The following is a 21,404-nucleotide window of genomic DNA, read 5'->3' on the forward strand; positions in this document are numbered from 1 at the left end:
TCGGGAACTGCCAGGAAGTTTTGCCGGAGAATGGTTAATGCTTTCTTTCCGAGGCGCCAAAATGCGCGGGAAATACAGGGCTTTCGTAAGGCAAATATTCTCAGGATGCGTCTTTAGAACGTTGAATCCGCTGATATTTTCCATGCCGCAAGCAACAAGGCATGAATATGTCAAAATCAGGAGTCTGGCTTAGGGGTTGCCATTGCGCCCCGTCATCGAAGGCGTCAGGTCACCGATGAAATCGCCGATTCCCGGCCGTTTGAGCGCGCGGAATGTCAGCGGACGGCAGAGATCCATGGCGGCAATGCCGATGCGGGCCGTCATCAACCCGTTAACGACACCTTCGCCGAGTCGGGCTGAAAGCTTCGAGGCGAGTCCGTGGCCCAACACCTGCTGCACAAGGCTGTCGCCGACGGCAATCGAGCCGGTCACGGCAAGATGGGCGAGTACATCGCGCATCAATCTCAGCATGCCGAGCGTACCCGGCCGGCCGCCATAAAGTTCGGCCATGGCGCGGATCAGGCGCGCGGCCTCGAAGAGCACATAGAGGAGATCGACGATGGCGCGGGGGCTGACGGCCGTCACGATCGAAACACGCTTGGAAGAATTGACGATCAGCGCTCGGGCGCGGCGATCCAGCGGGCCAAGCAGCTCGCGCTCGGCAAGCGCAATCAGATGCGGAGGGTCGATGACGTCACCTTCGGTTGCCTTCAGCGTCGCGCGGCCCTTGGCGGTTTCCGGCTTGTTGCCGAGCAGGCCGGTGAGCCGGGAAACGACGGCGCGAGCCCTGGCCGGACGGGTTTCGAGGATAGCGGCATCGGCCTCCGCCTTGATGGTCTGCACCGCGGCAAGCCGCATCATGCCTGCCGTCTCCCTGATGACGATGGCGATGACGGCAAGGATGCCGACCGCAAGCACGGCAAGCGCGGCATAACCCAGCCAGTCGGCGCGGCTGAAGAGGTCGCGGATCAATTGGTCGGTCCAGAGACCGAGGGCGAGCGACAGCAGAATGCCGAAGGCGCCGGCGGCTATGCTGGCAAAGGACGTATGGCGCTTGCGGGGTGTCGCAACCGGCAGCGAGCTCAGATCCTGCTCCGGATTGAGGAAAGGATCTTCCTCGTCTGGCGTCAGCACCACTTCGCCGGAGAAACTTGCCGGCTTGCGACGTTCCGTCTGCGGGATTTCGGGTGCCGCGTCGTCGTCCTCATAGGTGAAGGCGGCTGGTGCCCGGCGTGGCACGTTGGGCGGATCGATCGGCGGCTTGCTCATGCGAGACGGTCTCCGAACAGGAACTGCATGGCGCGGTCGAGGCGGATATGAGGCACGGACAGTTTTACGCCGCCGCTGGTTTGTTCGAGCTGCGGCGGTCGGAAGCGTACGACATTGATGTCGGGCAGCTCAACAGAGCTGTCGCCGGCTTCGATGCGTTCAAACAGGGTTTCGGGATTTTCCGGCAAATCGCCGGGGAAGATCGCCGTCTTTCGCTCGCCGTCGAAAGTCTCGCCAGCGATCTTTTCACCGGCCATGGGCGTGCCGACGATGACCGGCAGGTCTTGGCCATCGCCGCGCACGGTGGCTTCGCGCGTTGCGCGCACGGAAGCGAGCGCCATGACATCGATGCCGGCGCCGGCCATGCCGATGCGGTCTATGGCGCGATCGACGAGGCGGCGCGTCAGCCGGTCCAGCCGATCATGGCTTTCATGATGCAGATGGTCAGCCTTGGTGGCGGCGACCAGCACGCGGTCGATGCGCCGGCCAAGCAATGAAGAGAGGATTGAATTGGTGCCGGGGCGAAAGCAGGCGAGCACGTCAGTGAGGGCGCGCTCCAGATCCTGCACTGCTTCGGGGCCGCGGTTCATCGCCTGCAATGCGTCGACCAGCACAATCTGCCGGTCGAGACGAGCGAAATGTTCGCGGAAGAAGGGTTTGACGACGACAGACTTATAGGCCTCGTATCGGCGTTCCATCATCGCCCAGAGCGAGCCGCGTTCGGGCCGGCCTTCAGCGGGCAGGGCAAGCGGTGCGAAGGTTAGCGCAGGCGACCCATCGAGATCGCCGGGCAACAGAAAACGACCGGGGGGCAGAGTGGAAAGCGATCGCTCATCGGCCTTGCAGGCCTTCAGATAGTCGGCAAAGCTTGTTGCGAGGCCGCGAGCGACCATTTCATCGGCGGACGCATTGATGTCGGTTGCCCTGGTCAGCGCCAGCCAGGCGCTCGACAGTTCGGCGCGGATGCCGGCCGCTGCAAGCGCAATCGTCTCCTCGCTGAAGGTGCGGAAATCCTTGCCGAGCAGCGGCAGGTCGAGCAGCCACTCGCCCGGATAATCGACGATATCGATCGACAGGCGGCCGGGCGAGAACATGCGTGTCCAGGAACTGGCGCTCTGATAGTCCATTGTGATGCGCAGTTCGGAGATAGCGCGCGTCGAATCCGGCCAGATGCGCTCCTTTACCAGCGCATGGATGTGATCCTCATATTGGAAGCGCGGCACGGCATCATCGGGCTGCGGCTCGAGGCGCACCGCCGAAACGCGGCCGGATTGTACCGCCTCGAAGAGCGGCAGGCGACCGCCATGCAGGAGATTATGGACCAGCGAAGAAATGAACACGGTCTTGCCGGAGCGGGAAAGGCCGGTAACACCGAGTCGGATGGTCGGGTTGACGAGGCCGCTGGCACGGTCTGCAAGATTATCCAGCGCGATCAGCGCATCGTCGGCTAAGGATGTCAGGCGTGGCGGCAAATCGGGATCCCTGATGGCACTGATCGCAATATAGGCCCGCAATATAGGAAAGGGCGCCGGCTTGAAAAAGACGCGGCGCAAAAGAGCTTGGAGTTCTCCTAGTCTATTATTAAATCGACGAGACGCCAGGCCGCAGTCGTCGCGACGTAGTCGATGACAGCAAGACCGGCGGTGGGGAAGCCTGACGGCAAGGAGGCTGCCATCGCCTTTTGGCCGATCAACGCCTGCAGGGCCTGCTCCATGGTCGGGTTATGGCCGACGAGCATGACGCTTGCCGCATCCTGTGCATCGATAATTTCGAGATAGGTATCGACCGAGGCGTTGTAGAGCGTATCGACAAAGCGCATATCGAGGGTTTCGCCCATGGCTCGATGCACGGCCTCTGCGGTGTCGCGGCAGCGGAGTGCGGTCGAGCTGATCAGGATATCGGGGCGATAGCCCTTATCGGCAGCGCGGTCGGCAACGATCTCGGCATCGCCAAAACCCTTCTCGCTCAGCGGACGATCGAAATCACGCTGTCCAGGCTCTGCCTGGGCAGCTTGAGCATGACGGAGGAGGTAGATCCGATGGGGTGGAGGCAGGAGGGCGGCCATGGGCAAATCCAGCTTCGAACGGAGCCTTTTCAGTAGCGGTTGCGGTCCGGCAACGTCAACTGTCGAAAGGGTTTCACGAGCGGAAAAGGGCGACCGCGACAGGGCACGACGAATGTGAAGCGCGAATCGCCATTCGGAATAACGATGACAAAATAGACTCTTAGCCTAAATTTATGACAGATTTAAAAATCTGTTTACCTGTCTTATTTGGCTTGAATCGCCAATAGCGCTTGGGATATACACCCCGCCAGATGAGATGTTCTTCAGGAGAATCGCGTTGAGTGAGAAGATCGATCTTAGCAATTATGTTCCCTCGGAAGACGAGGAGTTCATGAACACGAACCAGCGTGCTTATTTCAGAGCCAAGCTGATCGCCTGGAAAAACGATATCCTTAGAGAAGCGCGCGAAACACTCGACCATCTGGCTGAAGAGAGCGCAAACCACCCGGATCTTGCAGACCGTGCATCCTCCGAAACCGACCGGGCAATCGAACTTCGTGCGCGCGACCGTCAGAGAAAGCTGATCTCCAAGATCGATGCAGCGCTGCAGCGCATTGAAGATGGCACCTACGGCTACTGCGAAGAAACCGGCGAGCCGATCGGCCTCAAGCGTCTCGACGCCCGCCCGATCGCCACGCTGTCGATCGAGGCGCAGGAACGCCACGAGCGTCGCGAAAAGGTTTATCGGGACGAATAATTGCTTTCAGACCGGACATGAAAAAGGCACCGCGAGACGAATCGCGGTGCCTTTTTGTTTTGGTGCTTGCCGCGTTGGATGGCCGGATATCCCGGGCTTTACTTGTCCCTGTTAACGCTCATTTCGCCGAATATACGAGCGACTTCCTTCTGAAGTGCTGCGTCCGCACCTGATATCGGAGCCATTTCAGGGTCGCGACGCGGCATTGAGCCAGGCTGGGGAGGGCCAGGCTGCGAGGAACCGGGCTGCGGCGCAGGGCGGACCGAGGATGCGTTCGGTGCCGAAACCACGCGCTCGGCAGCAGGATTGGCCGATATTTCCTCATCGAGAATACGCTGGAAATCCCTACGGATAGCGGCCGATTCCAGGTCGCCGTCGTTCGTATCTACCGGCGCCCCGCGCGAAACATTCGGAATGCTCTGGGCCGGCGGCGCTGAAATCTCCGGCTCGATGCGCTGCTGCGGCAGCACGCGCTGGCGGGCTGCATCGAGAATATCGGCGGCATTCGCCGCATCGGTCAGTGGAGCAGGACGTTCGGGCTGGCGCTGCTGAACCTGAGCCAAACGCTGCGTGTCGTCGCGCTCGGCTGTGAGTGGCGCAGTGAAGACCTGCGGCGTCGGCGCCTGCTGGGCCGCATGTTGGCTCGACGTTTGCTGCGCGGAGGTATGCTGGGCTGCCATGGGCGGCGTGACGGCGGGAGCAGCGACCGTCGGCTCAGGACGCTGACGGACCGGCTCGGCCGGCGGCGCGATAACAGGGGCAGGCGCCTGGTTATAGGGTTCGAAATCGCGCTCGGTGGTCGCGACCATAGGCGGTGCAACGGGCTGTGGCCGCGGCTGTGGGGCCGCCGGCGGTTCGCGGAGCGGGACGGCGGCTGGACGCTCGTTGACAATTGGGCGCTCCTGGACGATCGGACGCTCCTCGACAGGCTGCGGGCGGAACTCTGCGACCGTCTCTGCCTCAGTTTCCGGCAGGATGCGGCTCTCGATGACGATGTCGGTGGGACCGCCAATCATCACGAGATGTTCGACATTATCGCGCCGCACGAGCACCAGGCGTCGGCGTGCATCGACTGCAGCAGCATCGAGCACCTGCAGGCGCGGCTGCCGGTTACGGCCGCCGCGGACGAAGGGCGAGGGCGCACGGCTGCGCAGAAACCACAAGACAAGAATGAGCAGGATGAGCGCAATGCCGACACCACCGGCGGCAAGCAAGAAGCGGCTACCGTAAGCCCCTACAACATCATCGAACATAGGCACTCACTCCATTTCGCATATGGTATAACAGACGACTTTTCCGCTCCTTAGGCAAGAGCCGGCCGGTCTGTCCAGTCACCGGCGAAGGCGATTTCGTGTTGTGCAACCTATTTGACGGAACGGGGTTAGAAGCCCCCCTGGCCCAAGTGCTGCAGTCAGACAAGGTGAGGCTTTAGCGCCAAAGTGGCGCGTTTGCCTGTGAATTCAAGCAGTCTGACGGAAGCCTGCTGTTTTTGAGGGCGCAGCAAGTTGATAAGAAGAAAAAGAATGCCTGATTCCCGCTTCGCGACGGTGTTACAAGCGCGGCAGGTCGGGCGTATGTGAGGAATAGATGACGAAATCGCGTCAGGTCGACGACTATAACGCGCCGCTTGTGGATCGTGGGGGGCGTTCGGGCACGGCGATACGCATCATTCTGCTGGCAATCGTGCTGATTGCGGCGGCGGCAGCCTTCGTCTTCTTCAAGGATTCGCTCGGCAACGAGCTGGTGCTCGGCGGTCTCGGCGTGCTCGCCATGGTCGGCATCTTTTTCCTTGTTTCTTCGGTGATCGGCTTCATCGAGGTCATGCCGCAGCGTCAGTCCGACAGCCTGGCGCGCGCCTTCCTCAACAGCCATCCCGACGGCTCGCTGATTACAGATGACAGGGGCCGCATCGTTTATGCCAATGCGGCTTACGGCGCGCTGACAGGCGCCCGCAAAGCGACCGAGGTGCAGACGCTGGAAACGCTGTTGTCGCGTCACCGCGAATCGAACGAGGCGCTTTACAGGCTGGTGAACGGGCTGCGCGAGGGCCGGGAAGGGCGCGAGGAATTCCGCCTGCTGCGCGCCGTCGGACCGGGCAGTAGTGCCGGCGCCCACTGGTATCGCCTGAAGGCGCGGCTGCTGAAGCCGGAAGAGGGCGACGGCAAGCCGCTGCAGATCTGGCAGATCACCGACATTACTGCCGAGCGCGAAGATCAGGAGCGCTTCTTCAAGGAATTGCAGAACGCGATCGACTACCTCGATCACGCGCCGGCAGGCTTCTTCTCTGCCGGACGCAAGGGCGAGATTTTCTATCTAAACGCCACGCTTGCCGAATGGCTGGGTCTCGACCTCACCAAATTCATACCGGGCTCGATGAATATCGGCGATCTCGTCGCGGGCGAGGGGCTGGCGCTGATCCAGTCGGTGCAGGCCGAGCCCGGTTTGAAGAAGACCGTGACGCTGGATCTCGACCTGCGCAAATCGAACGGCCAGAGCCTGCCTGTGCAAATCATCCATCGCGTCACCTCCATGCGCGACGGCGCGCCCGGCGAAAGCCGCACGATTGTGCTGACTCGCGAAGCAGGTCAGGAGAACGAGCAGTCCGCCTCGGCAGCTGCCATGCGCTTCACCCGCTTCTTCAACAATACGCCGATGGCGATCGCTTCCGTGGACGGCAAGGGAAAGATCCTGCGCACCAATGCGCCTTTCCTGAAACTCTTTTCCAATATCGTCTCGCGTGACGACCTGGAGCGCGACGCGCTCTTGGAAACGATCGTGCAGGAGAGCGACCGGCCGCAGATTGCCGCAGCGCTTGCCGCCGCCAAGGACCGGCAAGGCGATATCGCGCCGATCGATTCCCGCACGCCGACCGACGACGCGCGCTTCTTCCGCTTCTACGTGAATGCCGTGATCGACCAGAGCGACGAGGCGCCGGAGGAGGCGGCCATTGTCTATGCCGTCGAAGTGACCGAGCAGAAGGCGCTGGAAGCGCAGATGGCGCAGACGCAGAAGATGAATGCAGTCGGCACGTTGGCCGGCGGCATCGCTCATGATTTCAACAACGTGCTGACGGCAATCCTGCTTTCCTCCGATCACCTGCTCCTGCAGGCGCGGCCCGCGGATGCGAGCTTTGCGGACCTGATGGAGATCAAGCGCAACGCCAACCGCGCGGCGGTGCTGGTGCGCCAGCTGCTTGCCTTTTCGCGCAAGCAGACGATGCGGCCGACGGTCTTGAACCTCACCGATGTCGTCGGCGACCTGCGCATGCTGGTCGACCGGCTGCTTTCAGGCACCAATGTCAAGCTCGACGTCGAATATGGCCGCGATCTCTGGCCGGTCAAAACCGACCTTTCTCAGTTCGAGCAGGTGCTGATCAATCTCTGTGTCAATGCGCGCGATGCCATGCCGCAGGGCGGCACGCTGACGCTGCGCACCCGCAACCTTCCGGCCGCAGAAGTCGCCGCCTTCAATTATTCCTATATGCCGCATGAGGACATGGTGCTGGTGGAGGTGACCGATACCGGCACGGGCATTGCGCCAGAAATCATGGACAAGATCTTCGAGCCTTTCTTCACGACGAAGGAAGTGGGCAAGGGCACAGGCCTCGGCCTCGCCATGGTCTATGGCATCGTCAAGCAGTCGGGCGGCTATATCCAGCCGGAATCAGAAGTCGGCAAGGGCACGACATTCCGCATCTTCCTGCCGCGCCATATCGTCGAGCCGGCAGTTGCCGCTGAAGCCGAAGCCGCCGATCAAGCCGTTGCGGCGGGCGGTGCAAACGTCGTGGAACTGGTCCAGCCGCAGCAGCCGGAAGACCTGACCGGCTCGGCCGTCATCCTGCTTGTGGAGGACGAAGAGGCCGTACGGCGCGGCGGCAAGCGCATGCTGGAAACGCGCGGCTATACGGTCCATGAGGCGGGGTCAGGCGTCGAAGCTCTCGAGATCATGGAGGAGCTGGAAGGCAAGGTGGACATCGTCGTCTCCGACGTCGTCATGCCCGAGATGGACGGACCGTCGCTGCTGCGCGAATTGCGCAAGAAATATCCCGACCTGAAGTTCATCTTCGTGTCGGGTTACGCCGAGGATGCATTTGCCCGCAACCTGCCGCCGGAAGCCAAGTTCGGCTTCCTGCCGAAGCCGTTCTCGCTGAAGCAGCTGGCCGTGGTGGTGAAAGAGACGCTGGATAGCTGAGTGCTTTAGGTAGTCGGTGAGGGGGTGCCGCGCGGGACAACCTATCGCAAGATAGTAGTCCGCGAGACAGCCGTTTAAAGGGCGGGACCAGTCCGCCCATCATCATTTACTCGCCAAGCGCCACGGCAATCTCCGCCGCCAGTCGCGCGTTGTTCTCCACCAGCGCGATATTCGTCTTCAGGCTTTGGCCATCCGTCAGATCGAAGATCGTGCTCAGCAGGTAAGGCGTTACCGCCTTGCCGGTGATTTCGTCACGCTCGGCGCTGTCGAGCGCGCGCTCGATATAGATTTCCATCTCCTCGCGAGCGATTTCATCAGCCTCCGGAACCGGATTGGCGATCAGCATGCCGCCCTCAATGCCAAGCTGTTCGCGGGTCGTCTGGAAATTGGCGATCGCGGCAGGGCTGTTGAGCGTCAGGGGGCTGCGGATGCCGGATGAGCGCGACCAGAAGGCCGGGAATTCGTCGCTCTCATACGTGACAACGGGCACGCCGCGGGTTTCCAGCACTTCCAGCGTCTTCGGAATATCGAGGATGGCCTTAGCGCCGGCGCAGACGACGATGACGCCGGTGCGGGCGAGCTCTTCGAGGTCAGCGGAGATATCGAATGTTTCTTCGGCGCCGCGATGTACGCCGCCGATGCCGCCGGTCGCGAAGACCTTGATGCCGGCCAGCTCCGCTGCAATCATCGTGGCGGCAACGGTCGTCGCACCGGTGCGGCGCTCAGCGATCGCAAAGGCGATATCGGCGCGCGAGACCTTCATCACGTCCTTGGCCCTGGCGAGCTGTTCCAGTTCGGAAGCCTCCAGGCCGATATGCAGCGTGCCGTGGATGACCGCGATGGTGGCGGGAACGGCACCCTGGTCGCGGATGATCGCTTCGACGCTGCGCGCCATCTCGATATTGCCGGGGTAGGGCATGCCGTGGGTGATGATGGTCGATTCGAGCGCCACGATCGGTGCGCCGCGCTGCTTGGCGGCGGCCACTTCCTTGGAATAGGAGATCGGCAGAAGGGGCGAGATGGGTTTGGTCATGATCCGTATCCGTTTATCGATGTTGCCGCTTCATTGCAGAATTCTCGCCGCCGGGACAAGCGAAAGCGTGTCACGAAGAAGGTTCGGTGCGAGATTTTCGTTCACCGCATGCCGCGACTGGACGGTGAGGGCTGCTGCCGCAGCACCATGGCGGACCGCTTCTTCGAGCGGATGGCCCTGCATCAAAGCAGACAGTGTGCCCGCCGCAAGCGAATCTCCCGCACCAGTGACATCGGCCACATCGTCGGAGATCGGCGGCTGCAGGAGAAGTGCGCGACCGTCCTTGAAGGCGACAAGCTCGCGCTGGCCGCGGGTGACGACCGCTCCGCCAACGCCAACGTCACCGAGTAGGGAAGGCCACGCGGACGCATCCTCCGGCCGGTGGCCGACAAGGGCTGCAGCCTCGGCCTCATTCATGAAGAGATAGTCGATGCCTCCGAGGCAGGGCAGGAGGCGCACGACCTTGGCCGGTGAAATGGCAATTGCCGCGACCCGCTTGCCGAGCGCCTTGGCTCTTGCGACGATCGCGGCTGCCGTTTCCTCCGGCAGGTTGGCATCGAAGAGGATGAAATCGGTGGCGGCGAAGGCCTCGCGCACCCAGCGGATCGACAGGCGGCGCGGCACGAAGAAGCGGTAGAGCTCCATGTCGGCCAGTGCGATTACCAGATTGCCATCCTTCTCAATGATCGCGGTATAGCTTGGCGTCTTGCGGTCGAGGAAGACGAAAGGACGGTCGTTGATCCCTGCAAAATCGGCCGCCTCGCTCACCATCTCGCCGATCGGATCGCCGCCGCGCGGGGAAATCATCGTCACGTCGAAGCCGAGGCGGGCGAGATTGCGGGCCGCGTTGAAGCCGCCGCCACCTGGTTCCTCGAACCAGGTTCCAGGATTGCTGGCGCCAGGGGCCGTCTCGCCGGAAATGCGGCCGCGGCGATCGATATGGGCGCCGCCGAGGACAAGAATCTTGCCGTTCATTTCTGCACCTCGAAAGCGAATCGAATGCGGCGCGAAGCGGCAGGATTCAGTGCCTGCAGAACATTAAGCCGTTGCTTTGCATCGATAAAACAAAAATAGAACACAGGCCTTTTTACCTTTTTCTTTCAATTATTTGCAACCCCATTGCGAAATAAGAACAAATCAGGTACAAACTTCGCATCAGCGGCGACATTGCTAGAGCAGCGTCAATAACCTAAAGGTGGATCGAATGTCTCAGAATTCATTGCGGCTCGTAGAGGACAAATCGGTGGACAAAAGCAAGGCGCTCGAAGCGGCACTCTCACAGATCGAGCGGTCGTTCGGCAAGGGCTCGATCATGAAACTCGGCTCGAACGAGAACATCGTCGAGATCGAAACGGTTTCCACAGGTTCGCTCAGCCTCGATATCGCCCTCGGCATCGGCGGTCTGCCGAAGGGTCGTATCATCGAGATCTACGGTCCGGAAAGCTCCGGTAAGACGACGCTCGCTCTGCAGACCATTGCGGAGTCTCAGAAGAAGGGCGGCATCTGCGCCTTCGTCGACGCCGAACATGCGCTCGATCCGGTCTATGCCCGCAAGCTTGGCGTCGATCTGCAGAACCTGCTGATCTCCCAGCCCGATACCGGCGAACAGGCGCTCGAAATCACCGATACGCTGGTGCGCTCCGGCGCGATCGACGTTCTCGTCGTCGACTCGGTCGCAGCATTGACGCCGCGCGCCGAAATCGAGGGCGAAATGGGAGACAATCTGCCTGGCATGCAGGCCCGCCTGATGAGCCAGGCGCTGCGCAAGCTGACGGCGTCGATCTCCAAGTCGAATACGATGGTGATCTTCATCAACCAGATCCGCATGAAGATCGGCGTCATGTTCGGTTCGCCCGAGACAACGACGGGCGGTAACGCTCTGAAATTCTACGCCTCCGTCCGCCTCGATATCCGCCGTATCGGCCAGGTGAAGGAGCGCGAAGAAGTGATCGGCAACCAGACGCGCGTCAAGGTCGTCAAGAACAAGATGGCGCCTCCCTTCAAGCAGGTCGAATTCGACATCATGTATGGCGAGGGCGTCTCCAAGACCGGCGAACTCATCGACCTCGGCGTCAAAGCCGGCATCGTCGAGAAATCCGGTGCCTGGTTCTCCTATAACAGCCAGCGTCTCGGCCAGGGCCGTGAAAATGCCAAGATTTTCCTGCGCGACAATCCGGATCTCGCCCGCGAGATTGAAACGGCGCTGCGCCAGAATGCCGGCCTGATCGCCGACCGCTTCCTGCAGAATGGCGGCCCCGATGCTGGCGATGATGCTGGCGATGGCGACATGTAATCCAGCCTGAGCACATAACGAATTCGAACCGGCCGCATTCCCTCACGAGAATGCGGCCGGTTTTGTTTGTTGCTGGACAGTGGCAAGGTCGGACGATAAAAGCCGATGGATTTAATTTTACCTGCCTGTTGGCAGCATCGAAGGGCATGAAATGAGCGGTGTAAACGATATCCGGTCGACCTTCCTCGACTACTTCAAGAAGAACGGCCACGAGATCGTTCCATCGAGCCCGCTCGTGCCGCGCAATGACCCGACACTGATGTTCACCAATGCCGGCATGGTGCAGTTCAAGAACGTTTTCACCGGCCTGGAAAAGCGCCCCTATTCGACGGCGACAACCTCGCAGAAGTGCGTGCGCGCCGGTGGCAAGCATAATGACCTCGACAATGTCGGCTATACCGCACGTCACCTGACCTTCTTCGAAATGCTCGGCAACTTCTCGTTCGGCGACTATTTCAAGGAGAATGCGATCGAGCTTGCCTGGAAGCTCGTCACCGAAGGTTTCGACTTGCCCAAGAACCGCCTGCTGGTCACGGTCTATTCCGAAGACGAGGAAGCGGCGACGCTTTGGAAGAAGATCGCCGGTTTCTCCGACGACAAGATCATCCGCATCCCTACCTCGGACAATTTCTGGCAGATGGGCGATACCGGCCCCTGCGGTCCGTGCTCTGAAATCTTCATCGACCAGGGCGAGAATGTCTGGGGCGGCCCTCCCGGTTCGCCGGAAGAGGATGGCGACCGGTTCCTGGAATTCTGGAATCTGGTCTTCATGCAGTTCGAACAGACCGAGCCCGGCGTGCGCAACCCGCTGCCGCGTCCGTCGATCGATACCGGCATGGGCCTGGAACGCATGGCCTGCATCCTGCAGGGCGTCCAGAGCGTCTTCGACACCGACCTGTTCCGCACGCTGACCGGCACGATTGAAGATGCTGTTGGCGTCAAGGCCGAGGGCAGTGCCAGCCACCGCGTCATTGCCGACCATCTGCGTTCGTCCGCCTTCCTGATCGCCGACGGCGTGCTGCCCTCAAATGAGGGCCGCGGCTACGTGCTGCGCCGTATCATGCGCCGCGCCATGCGCCACGCCCAGCTTCTCGGCGCCAAAGAGCCGCTGATGTACAGGTTGTTGCCGACGCTGGTACAGGAGATGGGCCGCGCCTATCCGGAACTGGTGCGCGCAGAAGCGCTGATCTCCGAGACGCTGAAGCTTGAGGAAAACCGTTTCCGCAAGACGCTGGAGCGCGGCCTGTCGCTTCTGTCTGACGCAACGGCCGACCTTTCCAAGGGCGACATGCTGGACGGCGAGACCGCCTTCAAGCTCTACGACACCTATGGTTTCCCGCTCGACCTGACGCAGGACGCGCTGCGCGCCCGCGAAATCGGCGTCGACATCTCCGGCTTCACCGATGCGATGGAACGCCAGAAGGCCGAGGCCCGCTCGCACTGGGCCGGCTCCGGCGAGAAGGCCACCGAAACCGTCTGGTTCGAGCTCAAGGAAAAGCACGGCGCGACTGAGTTCCTCGGCTACGACACCGAGACTGCCGAAGGCGTGGTGCAGGCGATCGTCAAGGAAGGCGCCGTCGCAACCGAAGCCAAGGCCGGCGACAAGGTCCAGATCGTCGTCAACCAGACGCCGTTCTATGGCGAGTCCGGCGGCCAGATGGGCGATACCGGCGTGATCTCTTCCGACCACGGCAAGATCGAGATCTCGGATACGCAGAAGAAGGGCGAGGGCCTGTTCGTGCATCTGGGCGCTGTGATCGAAGGCGTGATCAAGGCCGGCGAAGCTGTCGCGTTGACGGTGGATCATGCCCGCCGCTCGCGCCTGCGCGCCAACCACTCGGCCACCCATCTGCTGCATGAGGCGCTGCGCGAAGTGCTCGGTACTCACGTTGCGCAGAAGGGTTCGCTGGTCGCGCCCGAGCGCCTGCGCTTCGACGTTTCGCATCCGAAGCCGATGACTGCAGAAGAGCTCAAAGTCGTCGAAGAGATGGCCAATGAGATCGTGCTGCAGAATGCGCCGGTCACCACCCGCCTGATGAGCGTCGATGATGCCATCGGGGAAGGCGCAATGGCGCTCTTCGGTGAAAAGTACGGCGATGAAGTCCGTGTCGTTTCGATGGGCACGGGCCTTCATGGCGCGAAGAAGGACAAGCCTTATTCGGTCGAGCTCTGTGGCGGCACGCATGTTTCGGCTACCGGCCAGATCGGCCTAGTGCGCATCCTGGGCGAAAGCGCTGTCGGTGCGGGCGTTCGCCGTATCGAAGCGGTCACCGGTGAATCCGCGCGCGAATATCTCGCCGAACAGGACGATCGGGTGAAGACGCTCGCTGCTTCGCTGAAGGTGCAGCCGTCGGAAGTTCTTGGCCGTGTCGAGGCGTTGATGGATGAACGCCGCAAGCTCGAAAAGGAACTGGCTGATGCCAAGCGCAAGCTCGCCATGGGCGGCGGGCAGGGCGGCTCTGCCGATGCCGTGCGCGACGTAGCCGGCATCAAGTTCCTTGGCAAGGCCGTGGCCGGCGTCGACCCGAAGGACCTCAAGGGGCTTGCCGATGACGGCAAGGCCAGCATCGGCTCCGGCGTCGTGACGCTGATCGGCGTATCCGAAGATGGCAAGGCAAGCGCGGTCGTGGCCGTGACGCCCGATCTCGTCAGCCGTTTCAGCGCCGTCGATCTGGTGCGCGTTGCCTCTGCAGCCCTTGGCGGCAAGGGCGGCGGTGGTCGTCCCGACATGGCCCAGGCCGGCGGCCCCGATGGCGCCAAAGCTGACGAGGCGCTTGAGGCCGTTGCGGCGGCACTCGCAAGCTGAACTCGCACATGGACTGATTGCAAAGGCGGGATGTGTTCCCCAGCCACTCACCTAAATGTGGAATCGGTAAAGTTTTACGGTTTCGCGTTGCTGTCCGTCAGCGAAAAAGACTTAAAATCCTATCGTTAGACAGAAAGCCCGGAACGCAAAGCATGAGCAATTTCAGTCCATCCCAAGCCTTTGCTGATTTTTTCTTTTTTGCCATCGACCACGGCTTCGCGAGTGTTGAAGATGGTGGGGGGCCGCTTATTCCTTTCACAGTCCTTGTGGACACGGCGGGTCAAAGAAAGCTCACTCGCTTTGCCATGGGCAAGCTCGAAGATGGTGTTCAAGCTGCCAAGAATAGTGTCGCGTCGACTGGAGCGGTTGCGATGTACGCAATAGCTTGGGACGGCTTCATCACACTTGAGGGACGCAAATGGGATGCTATTTGCGTGGAAGCTGGCGAGGCTCAAGCCGAATTGGGCGTGCTATTCTGTCAGCGATATACTACGGCGAAGAAGGGACTGCTTCGAAGAACCCGCTCAGTGCGAGTGGGCAACCCGGCACTTATCGAGAGACCCCCGTCCCGATTGTGGGTTGGCAGTGGGCTGTAGTCGTCGGCAGCTACATCTCTATCCCGTGGAAGCGCTTGTCACGTAATACGGTGTCTGTTGGTTCCCTGTCGACCTACCACTGATCTTCCACATCAGCGGCGAGCCGAAGTTTGGACAATGCGGCTTTTTCTGAAGAAATCTCCGGCACGAGCAATACCCCGATAACCGACGGTAGAGAGGGTATTGCTGAATGTGGTCGTAATGATTCCACATTTAGGTTAGGGGCTGGGATGTATTCCCGCCTTTTCTTTTTGGGCGAGCGTCGCTTTTGTTATGCGTGGACTCGTTCGGAGCGCGACGAGGCACAGACCTCCTGCGTGTCATGAGAAGTCCGCAGGATTTGTCAAATCGGGCTATGCTTTGCTGCAGCCGATCGATTTGCAAAGGGTTTGACATGGTGGGTGAAACGGCATGGGCGCTTTACGAGAACCGTCTGAGACGAGTCTCGGCCTATATCTACGATCATCTCGATGAGGATCTGGATATGGAGCGGCTGGCTGAAATCGCCTGCCTGTCGAGCTATCACTGGCACCGGATCTATCGGGCGATTTACGGCGAGACGCTCGCGGCAACCGTCAAGCGGCTACGGCTGCATCGCGCGGCGGGCGATATCGTCCGCACGGATCTTGCGGTCAGCGAGATTGCGAAGCGATCAGGCTATCCCAATCTCCATTCCTTCAACCGCATCTTCAAAACGGCCTATGGAATGCCGCCGGCACGCTACCGGAAAGAGGGAAGCCACACAGTCTTCGAACCCTCAATCTCCGAAAAGGCTCAAGCCATGTTTGATGTCACCCTGAAAACCATCCCGCCGCTCGAACTCGTCGGCGTTCCCCATACCGGCTCCTATATGGAGATCGGTAAGGCCTTCGAGACGCTGTTCGGCACGCTCTTTGCCCGTGGACTGGCAAAGGCCGAGATGCGGATGATCGGAGTCTATCTCGACGATCCCGATCTCGTGCAGCCCGAGAGCCTGCGTTCCGTCGCCTGTATCGCGGCAGGTGAGGAGACGACCGCCAATGCGCCGCTGGAACGGCGCGTGCTGGAAGGGGGCGATTATGCCGTGCTGCATCACAAGGGACCTTATGCCGATATGTATAAAGCCTATCAGTGGCTCTATGCCCAGTGGCTGCCTGCCTCCGGCCGGCAGATCCGGGATCGCGTGATGTTCGAGGAATATCTCAACAATCCGCGCGAAGTCGCGCCGACCGAACTCAGGACGGATATCTATATGCCCCTTGCCTGAGCGAAACCTTCAGGCGGCTTGCATGGCCTTCGCCGCCTCTTCATCCAGCGCGGTTGCGCGTTTAAAGGCATCGCGTTCGGAAAGTCGGCCGAAATAGTCGACGAAGGCCTGTCGTTTTTCGATACTGCCGAAGGCGAGGCCCCAGCCGATATGCGAGCCAACGTAAACGTCGGCTGCCGTGAAGCGCTTGCCGGCAATATAGGGGGAGGCGGCCGAAACCGCCTTCTCCAATGTGCCCATCACATCGCCGAAGGAGCCGCAGCCGGCCATGCGCAGCCGTTCCTGCGGGATTTCGAAACCGAGCGCCTTCAGCGTGACGGCAGCTTCCAGTGGCCCGGCGGCGAAGAACATCCAGCGGTAATAATCGGCGCGTTCATCGGGCTGCGGCGCGAGGCCTGCTTGCGGAAACGCGTCCGCAAGATACGCACAGATCGCTGCGCATTCCGTCACGATCGTCTTCCTGTGACGGATCGCCGGCACCTTGCCCATCGGGTTGACGGACAGATAGTCCGGCTCCTTCATCGTCCCGCCGAAGGTCAGGATTTCGGTATGATATGGTACGCCGGTTTCTTCCAGCATCCATCGCGCTATCCGGCCGCGCGACATCGGATTGGTGTAGAAGGTGATTTCCTCGGTCATCCTGCTCTCCTTTATCCCATGCTCTTTTCGTAGCATTGGCGCGCGAGATTTCAACCTTTGGGGCGGGCGGCGCCTTTACGGCCGCGCGAGGAATGATTTCAGTCGAAGGGGGCAATTCGCCAGCACCCGTCTGACCATGAGGCGAGCGAAAACGCTGATTATAGTGCTGGGTCTGGGTCTCGAGTAACGCGAGATCGAGATAGAAGACGATCATATCCTGGCCCTCACGACGGGCAAGCAGCCTTACAAGTTGCAGGAATTCGGGGACGAAACTCTTCTTGGCCATCAGAACCTCCATGCCTAGGCGAGTTTCTGAATAGGTCCTGCAACTTACGCGAGGCTTACTTGCTAAAGCTATTGCTAATTTAGAATCTGGAAGCGCTGACCGGCAACAAAAAACCCGGCACAATGGCCGGGTCTTTCGATCTCTATCCTGATAGGGCTCAGGCCATTGCGGCCTGCAAGTTCTGATCGATCTTGTCGAGGAAAGCGGTGGTCGAGAGCCACGGCTGATCCGGGCCGATCAGCAGCGCCAGGTCCTTGGTCATGAAACCAGCCTCGACCGTGTCGACGCAGACCTTTTCGAGCGTCGAGGCGAACTTGGCCAGTTCGGCATTGTTGTCGAGCTTGGCGCGGTGTGCGAGGCCGCGGGTCCAGGCGAAAATCGAAGCGATCGAGTTCGTCGAGGTTTCCTGGCCCTTCTGATGCTGGCGGTAGTGGCGGGTCACCGTGCCGTGAGCGGCTTCGGCTTCGACCGTCTTACCATCGGGAGTCAGGAGAACCGAGGTCATCAAACCGAGCGAGCCGAAGCCCTGGGCAACCGTATCGGATTGGACGTCGCCGTCATAGTTCTTGCAGGCCCAGACGTAGCCGCCGGACCACTTGAGAGCGGACGCGACCATGTCATCGATCAGGCGGTGCTCGTAGGTGATGCCGATTTCGTCAAACTGTGCCTTGAATTCGGCTTCGTAGACTTCCTGGAAGATGTCCTTGAAGCGGCCGTCATAGGCCTTAAGGATGGTGTTCTTGGTCGACAGGTAGACAGGCCACTTGCGCATCAGGCCGTACATCATCGAAGCGCGGGCGAATTCGCGGATCGACTCGTCGAGGTTGTACATGGCCATGGCAACGCCGGCGCCCGGCGCGTTGAAGACTTCCTTTTCGATGACCGTGCCATCCTCGCCGACGAACTTGATCGTCAGCTTGCCCTTGCCGGGGAACTTGAAATCGGTTGCGCGATATTGGTCACCGAAGGCGTGACGACCAACAACGATCGGCTGCGTCCAGCCGGGAACGAGGCGGGGAACGTTGCGGCAGATGATCGGCTCGCGGAAGATGACGCCGCCGAGGATGTTACGGATCGTGCCGTTCGGGCTCTTCCACATTTCCTTGAGGTTGAATTCCTTCACGCGGGCTTCGTCCGGCGTGATCGTCGCGCACTTGATGCCGACACCGTACTTCTTGATGGCGTTGGCGGCATCGACCGTGACCTGGTCGTTGGTGGCGTCGCGGTTTTCGACCGAGAGGTCGTAATAGTCGATATCGAGGTCGAGATACGGATGGATCAGCTTATCCTTGATGAGCTGCCAAATGATGCGAGTCATTTCATCGCCGTCGAGATCGGCGACGGGATTGGCGACCTTGATCTTCTTCATGTATCTGCCTCGTAAGCTTTAAGAAAGGGACTGATATCCCGGGTGGGTGATGTGGGTCCGGAGCGCTATAGCATTGTGAGCCTGGAACGCAAAGCGGAACGGGTCGGACGCTGACGTTTTTGCCGCCATTGCCAAGTGCCGGAAAATGTCTAGTCTCGCCCGCATAAGCCCCCGAGTCCTGGACATTTTGCCATGAAGAAGATCGCCGCTCTGTTCGCCGGCCTTGCTGCCGCCATGTCTGTCGCGCCTGGCCTTGCGCTTGCGGCCGATGCGACTGCGCCGGTCAAGGAGATCATTGACGATACGAAGAAGAACTGGGCGAGCGACGTCAGCGACTGGATCGATATTTTCGGAGAGAACACGCTCGACCGGCTCTATAGCAAGGACTTCGGCGAAAAATACAAGGCAGCCGCCAAGAATCCGGCGGCGGACGAAGACGGCATTTCGCCGTTCGACTATGACGTGATCGTCAATGGTCAGGATGCTTGTCCGCTGCAGGATCTTTCCATCGACAACGGCCAGCCGGCAAACGGCGCGACCGAGGTGACGGTGAAATTCAAGGCGGCGACCTGCATGGAAGGCGCACCCAACAAAGACGAGTTCACGACCGTCCGTTTCGAGGTGATCGAGGAGAACGGCAAACCCGTGATCGACGACATCATGATTCAGGGCGAAGAGGGGCAGGGGCCGATCTCGCTGAAGGAGACCATGGTTCAGATCGCCAACGGCGAATGACTTCCTACGCCCTTGACTGACGACGTGACACAGGGTGATCACCTCTTTGGTGACACCCGGTGTGATTTGATTTCTGCTAGGGTGGCGGTATCTCGCTCTCGGCACTGCTCCGCGTCTGGCGCGCAAAGGGACTGGCAAGGGTGATTTTCGGGTTTGAGCTTCGAGACTGGCTGCTCGCCAACGACCCAGCACTTTCGCGCCTGCGCATGGGCTCGCGCGTTACACTGTCGATCATCCTCTCTTTCACAATCCTGCTTTTGATCGACAAGCTCATCGTGTCGTTGCCGACCGCCTCTTACGGTCTCGGCATCGTGCTGTCGATCGAAGGCGGCGTCGCCGTGCGTGACAAGGGCTCGACACGCCAGCTCATTACCCGCCTGCTCGGCTGTCTTGCGAGCCTGCTCGTCGTCGGCGTTGCGGCTGCGCTTGAGTCGCAACGCGTTCTCTCGGATTTCATTTTCCTCGTGGTGATCTTCCTTGCCTCGGCCGGCCGCGTCTATGGCCCGCGCGGCTTTGCCATCGGCATGTTCGCCTTCACCTCTTATTTCATGGGCTCCTATTTTCAGCCGAAGATCGCAGAACTGCCTCTGGTGCTGATCGGCCCCGTCGTCTCGGCACTTGTCAGCCACTGGGTGAGGGCAATGCTCTTGCCCGACAACTGGCGGCGCGATCTGCTGCGCTCGCTCGAGAGCGTGCGAGGCCGCATCAACCAGATTCTCTTTAAGCTCGCCGCCGTCGCTGCTAAAGGAAAGGTCGAGGACGCCGACCGGCAGGAACTGCGCCAGCTGGAAGACCGGCTGAAAGAAGTGGTGCTGATGGCCGAGAGCTTCATCCCGCGCCCGCCGGGCGGCGTCTTCGATGGTGCTTCGGCGCCCGCCGCAGAACTGGCGATCCGGCTGTTCGACGCGCATCTGGCAACGGAAAGCGCCTTCGTGCTGAGCTTTCAGAGCCCACCATCCATTGCGCTGGTCCATGCCGTGATCGAGGATGACACAGCCTCGTTGTCGGCTGAGGAAAAAGCAGTCGCTGAGATCGAAGGCCAGCCGCAGGGCGAGACAGCGCGTGCGGTGCTCTGGCTTGGTGCGGCGCGCCGGCAGCTGATGGAAACGATCGATGCCGGACGCAGGACGGATTTTGCCGAGATCGCTTCGGTCGATGAAACGAGCACATCCGCACCTATCGATTTTTCGCTGAAGAATCCGCTTATGCGCTCAGCGCTGCAAATTACACTGGCCTCGGCGATTGCCATGACGCTCGGCCTGGCGCTCTCTCGCGAACGCTGGTTTTGGGCGGTGCTCGCGTCCTTCCTCGTTTTCACCAATACCAATTCGCGTGGCGATACCGCCATCAAGGCGCTGCAGCGCTCGGTCGGCACATTGTTCGGCATTGCCTTCGGTCTCGTGCTGGCGACATTGCTGACAGGCCATATGGTGGTTGCACTAGCGGCTTCAATCGCCTGCGTTTTCCTTGCCTTCTACTTCCTGCAGATTTCCTATGCGACGATGACCTTCTTCATTTCGATCGTGCTCTGCCTGGTCTATGGCATGATGGGTGTGCTGACTTTCGACCTCCTGAAGTTACGACTTGAGGAGACGCTGATCGGGGCGGTAGCCGGAACGCTGGTCGCCTTCCTTGTCCTGCCGGCACGCACGCGCGAAACACTCGATACGGCGGTCGCCAAATGGTTCGACGCCCTAAAGGAGCTGCTCCTGGCCGCATCGGAGAAGAGGAGCCAGCCGGAGCTCATCGTCATCTCGCAGAAAGTCGATGCCTGCTATCGCGACATCACGCTTTCGGCGCGCCCGCTCGGCTCGACCTGGTCCATTGTCACCAGGCCGGGACAAATTCGCCAGACTCTGGCGATTTTCCTCTCAGTTACCTATTGGTCGCGCGTTCTGGCCCGCAATAATACCGCCGATTCCGTCGAGGAGGATCTCAAGGGGCGGATCACCGCAGATATCGGCCTTCTGGACAGATTTGCGCCGCGCGGATCGGAATGTTTCCTCGTCACTCGCAAGCAGATGCGGCACGTCAGCCGTCACCTGCCGCTGTGGCGCGAAGGGGCGCGGCTGGCGGTGGAAATGATCGGCTCGACGCTGGACCGGCTCTACCCCGAGGAGACACAGGACTTGCCGTTTGCGGCGGGCAAAGCTATTGCGCCCGTAAATCAGGAATAGGA

The 21,404-nt window shown here is 60.6% G+C and carries 16 protein-coding genes; 8 read left to right on the plus strand and 8 right to left on the minus strand.

From position 1 onward, the window contains the following. Positions 1 to 189: 189 nt before the first annotated feature. From FHX15_RS10945 to FHX15_RS10955, 3 genes are all read right to left on the minus strand, one after another. Positions 190 to 1,269 (minus strand): YcjF family protein, encoded by a 1,080-nt coding sequence (locus FHX15_RS10945; RefSeq protein WP_184396717.1) that lies wholly within the window; start codon positions 1,267 to 1,269, stop codon positions 190 to 192. Next, positions 1,266 to 2,741: a YcjX family protein gene (locus tag FHX15_RS10950; protein WP_184396720.1), complete on the minus strand. Its 1,476-nt coding sequence runs from the start codon at positions 2,739 to 2,741 to the stop codon at positions 1,266 to 1,268. Before FHX15_RS10950 ends, FHX15_RS10945 begins: the two co-directional genes overlap by 4 nt. Positions 2,742 to 2,839: 98 nt before the next feature. Then, positions 2,840 to 3,334: a SixA phosphatase family protein gene (locus tag FHX15_RS10955; protein WP_184396723.1), complete on the minus strand. Its 495-nt coding sequence runs from the start codon at positions 3,332 to 3,334 to the stop codon at positions 2,840 to 2,842. A 277-nt stretch (positions 3,335 to 3,611) separates the two neighbouring features. On the opposite strand from FHX15_RS10955, the gene dksA reads away from it, so the two are divergent. Then, positions 3,612 to 4,031: an RNA polymerase-binding protein DksA gene (gene dksA / locus FHX15_RS10960; protein WP_184396726.1), complete on the plus strand. Its 420-nt coding sequence runs from the start codon at positions 3,612 to 3,614 to the stop codon at positions 4,029 to 4,031. 98 nt (positions 4,032 to 4,129) lie between these two features. Here dksA and FHX15_RS10965 read toward each other — a convergent pair whose 3' ends face one another. Then, on the minus strand, positions 4,130 to 5,284 hold the full coding sequence (locus tag FHX15_RS10965) for a flagellar biosynthetic protein FliO (protein WP_184396729.1): 1,155 nt from the start codon (positions 5,282 to 5,284) through the stop codon (positions 4,130 to 4,132). Positions 5,285 to 5,618: 334 nt separating this feature from the next. Between FHX15_RS10965 and cckA the strand changes: the two genes are divergently transcribed. Continuing rightward, the gene (cckA, locus tag FHX15_RS10970) at positions 5,619 to 8,222 is read left to right on the plus strand and encodes a cell cycle histidine kinase CckA (RefSeq protein ID WP_184396732.1); all 2,604 of its coding nucleotides are present in this window, start codon (positions 5,619 to 5,621) and stop codon (positions 8,220 to 8,222) included. A gap of 106 nt (positions 8,223 to 8,328) precedes the next feature. Here cckA and FHX15_RS10975 read toward each other — a convergent pair whose 3' ends face one another. After that, a complete protein-coding gene (locus tag FHX15_RS10975; protein WP_184396735.1) occupies positions 8,329 to 9,255 on the minus strand; it encodes a pseudouridine-5'-phosphate glycosidase in 927 nt (308 codons plus the stop codon). A gap of 30 nt (positions 9,256 to 9,285) precedes the next feature. After that, the gene (locus FHX15_RS10980) at positions 9,286 to 10,230 is read right to left on the minus strand and encodes a carbohydrate kinase family protein (RefSeq protein WP_184396739.1); all 945 of its coding nucleotides are present in this window, start codon (positions 10,228 to 10,230) and stop codon (positions 9,286 to 9,288) included. A gap of 229 nt (positions 10,231 to 10,459) precedes the next feature. On the opposite strand from FHX15_RS10980, the gene recA reads away from it, so the two are divergent. From recA to FHX15_RS11000, 4 genes are all read left to right on the plus strand, one after another. Next, entirely contained in the window at positions 10,460 to 11,548 is a 1,089-nt protein-coding gene (gene recA / locus FHX15_RS10985) for a recombinase RecA (protein WP_184396740.1), read from the plus strand. Between the two features lie 151 nt (positions 11,549 to 11,699). Then, a complete protein-coding gene (alaS, locus tag FHX15_RS10990) occupies positions 11,700 to 14,354 on the plus strand; it encodes an alanine--tRNA ligase (protein ID WP_184396743.1) in 2,655 nt (884 codons plus the stop codon). A gap of 152 nt (positions 14,355 to 14,506) precedes the next feature. After that, positions 14,507 to 14,950 carry a hypothetical protein gene (locus FHX15_RS10995; RefSeq protein ID WP_184396748.1) on the plus strand — a complete coding sequence of 148 codons (444 nt, stop codon included), beginning with the start codon at positions 14,507 to 14,509 and terminating at the stop codon, positions 14,948 to 14,950. 394 nt (positions 14,951 to 15,344) lie between these two features. Next, complete coding sequence (locus FHX15_RS11000; RefSeq protein WP_184396752.1) at positions 15,345 to 16,196, plus strand: GyrI-like domain-containing protein; 852 nt, start codon at positions 15,345 to 15,347, stop codon at positions 16,194 to 16,196. Positions 16,197 to 16,205: 9 nt separating this feature from the next. On the opposite strand, the gene FHX15_RS11005 is transcribed toward FHX15_RS11000, so the two are convergent. Both FHX15_RS11005 and FHX15_RS11010 read right to left on the minus strand, forming a co-directional pair. Further along, positions 16,206 to 16,835 carry a glutathione S-transferase family protein gene (locus FHX15_RS11005; RefSeq protein ID WP_184396755.1) on the minus strand — a complete coding sequence of 210 codons (630 nt, stop codon included), beginning with the start codon at positions 16,833 to 16,835 and terminating at the stop codon, positions 16,206 to 16,208. Positions 16,836 to 17,278: 443 nt separating this feature from the next. Further along, positions 17,279 to 18,490, minus strand: a complete 1,212-nt coding sequence (locus tag FHX15_RS11010; protein ID WP_184396758.1) for an NADP-dependent isocitrate dehydrogenase — start codon at positions 18,488 to 18,490, stop codon at positions 17,279 to 17,281. Between the two features lie 192 nt (positions 18,491 to 18,682). On the opposite strand from FHX15_RS11010, the gene FHX15_RS11015 reads away from it, so the two are divergent. Together FHX15_RS11015 and FHX15_RS11020 are read left to right on the plus strand one after the other, a co-directional pair. Further along, on the plus strand, positions 18,683 to 19,225 hold the full coding sequence (locus FHX15_RS11015) for a hypothetical protein (protein ID WP_184396761.1): 543 nt from the start codon (positions 18,683 to 18,685) through the stop codon (positions 19,223 to 19,225). Between the two features lie 140 nt (positions 19,226 to 19,365). Next, entirely contained in the window at positions 19,366 to 21,402 is a 2,037-nt protein-coding gene (locus tag FHX15_RS11020) for an FUSC family protein (protein ID WP_184396764.1), read from the plus strand. Positions 21,403 to 21,404 lie beyond the last annotated feature (2 nt).

Origin of the sequence: Rhizobium sp. BK650, assembly GCF_014195325.1 — a bacterium.
Classification (GTDB): domain Bacteria; phylum Pseudomonadota; class Alphaproteobacteria; order Rhizobiales; family Rhizobiaceae; genus Rhizobium.

Excerpts from the sequence above, each read along its gene's own strand:
- FHX15_RS10945 (WP_184396717.1), bottom strand. The coding sequence starts at position 1,269 with ATGAGCAAGCCGCCGATCGATCCGCCCAACGTGCCACGCCGGGCACCA.
- FHX15_RS10980 (WP_184396739.1), bottom strand. The coding sequence starts at position 10,230 with ATGAACGGCAAGATTCTTGTCCTCGGCGGCGCCCATATCGATCGCCGC.
- cckA (WP_184396732.1), top strand. The coding sequence starts at position 5,619 with ATGACGAAATCGCGTCAGGTCGACGACTATAACGCGCCGCTTGTGGAT.
- FHX15_RS10965 (WP_184396729.1), bottom strand. The coding sequence starts at position 5,284 with ATGTTCGATGATGTTGTAGGGGCTTACGGTAGCCGCTTCTTGCTTGCC.
- FHX15_RS11005 (WP_184396755.1), bottom strand. The coding sequence starts at position 16,835 with ATGACCGAGGAAATCACCTTCTACACCAATCCGATGTCGCGCGGCCGG.
- FHX15_RS11015 (WP_184396761.1), top strand. The coding sequence starts at position 18,683 with ATGAAGAAGATCGCCGCTCTGTTCGCCGGCCTTGCTGCCGCCATGTCT.
- FHX15_RS11010 (WP_184396758.1), bottom strand. The coding sequence starts at position 18,490 with ATGAAGAAGATCAAGGTCGCCAATCCCGTCGCCGATCTCGACGGCGAT.
- recA (WP_184396740.1), top strand. The coding sequence starts at position 10,460 with ATGTCTCAGAATTCATTGCGGCTCGTAGAGGACAAATCGGTGGACAAA.
- FHX15_RS10955 (WP_184396723.1), bottom strand. The coding sequence starts at position 3,334 with ATGGCCGCCCTCCTGCCTCCACCCCATCGGATCTACCTCCTCCGTCAT.
- alaS (WP_184396743.1), top strand. The coding sequence starts at position 11,700 with ATGAGCGGTGTAAACGATATCCGGTCGACCTTCCTCGACTACTTCAAG.
- FHX15_RS10975 (WP_184396735.1), bottom strand. The coding sequence starts at position 9,255 with ATGACCAAACCCATCTCGCCCCTTCTGCCGATCTCCTATTCCAAGGAA.
- FHX15_RS10995 (WP_184396748.1), top strand. The coding sequence starts at position 14,507 with ATGAGCAATTTCAGTCCATCCCAAGCCTTTGCTGATTTTTTCTTTTTT.
- FHX15_RS11000 (WP_184396752.1), top strand. The coding sequence starts at position 15,345 with ATGGTGGGTGAAACGGCATGGGCGCTTTACGAGAACCGTCTGAGACGA.